This window comes from Moorena sp. SIO3I6 (assembly GCF_010672095.1).
This window is the reverse complement of sequence record NZ_JAAHHU010001684.1, coordinates 1-1,074: the sequence shown is the minus strand read 5'-3', so window position 1 is coordinate 1,074 and position 1,074 is coordinate 1. Positions and strand designations below refer to the sequence as shown.

At 43.7% G+C, this 1,074-nt stretch carries 2 protein-coding genes; one reads left to right on the top strand and one right to left on the bottom strand.

Features of this window, described 5'->3' with window-relative positions:
• Positions 1-282, top strand: a 282-nt coding sequence (locus F6K49_RS52280; protein ID WP_293110960.1) for an IS4 family transposase, incomplete at its 5' end; no start/stop codon positions are given.
• A 94-nt stretch (positions 283-376) separates the two neighbouring features.
• Here F6K49_RS52280 and F6K49_RS52275 read toward each other — a convergent pair.
• A partial coding sequence (locus F6K49_RS52275; protein WP_293110958.1) for a hypothetical protein occupies positions 377-1,074 on the bottom strand: 698 nt, incomplete at its 5' end.

Genomic DNA, 1,074 nt, shown 5'->3' with positions numbered 1-1,074 from the left:
TGGCGATTAATGTGGTTAACTTATCAAGCTCGACTTAATCCCGATGCTTCTTGCCAAGTAGTTTTCTCTCCACAGGAATGGAAGCTCTTGCGACGTAAATTTCAACCCAAAAACCGCTCGAAAAAACCTCCTACTCTTCGCCAAGCTCTGATTTGGATTGCACGTTTGGGTGGATTTTTGGCCCGTACCGGAGATGGCGAACCTGGCTTGAAAACTCTCTGGCGAGGGCTTTCTACCTTTTACCATTTGTTTGAAGGTTCACAACTTGCTTCTACGTCCTAGTCTCTATCACTGTTTCGACTACTTTTGCCTAATGGATAGCTTATTAAGGGGGGCTAGGGGGGATCTCTACTCCCTACTCCCTATTCCCTTTTCCCTACACATTCACCGAGGATTTAGTTATATTTTCCACTAAATTGTCAGCAATCCCAGTCTCAGGAAATGCCCGCTTAATCACATAGGATTCTAACAGTGTGCGCAGCCAACTTGGACACCAGCGACGCTGACAGAACTCCAATAACTTTCTATCGAAACTACCTTCTTGAGTTGACCACTTAGCCGGGAGTTGACGATTCTCAATCACCCACCTCCAAATCGACCACATTGAAGGATCATCTTTCGCCAAATTCCACTTTTTGACTTGACGAGAGAACACATCTCTTACCGACTGTTCATTCCATTTAAATACGTAAAATGGCACATCATCTTGGTCAAACCGAGTGATCTGTCGAGGATTGAGGAAAGTGATTCTAGATTTAGGTTCTAGGAAAATTTTCTCGCCTAAGTCCGTTGCCTGCATACATAAATCAGTATGACTTGCCAAGCTATCAAAGACTTCATCCAGTTCAATAGACTTGATCAGAGAATGACGAGCTAGGATACAATGAAACTCAATAGAATCTACTGGGGTGCGACGTAAATCCTGCTCAACATCCCGTAATTTAGTAGCGTAGAGCAACTGCTTTTGCTCAAACCACTTTTTACCATGCTTTCTTTGGTGAAACTTGGTTTTAATCCCAGCAACATGTACCTCAATATCAGGAGACCCTGGTTGCCCTTGTAAAATTAGGGGAG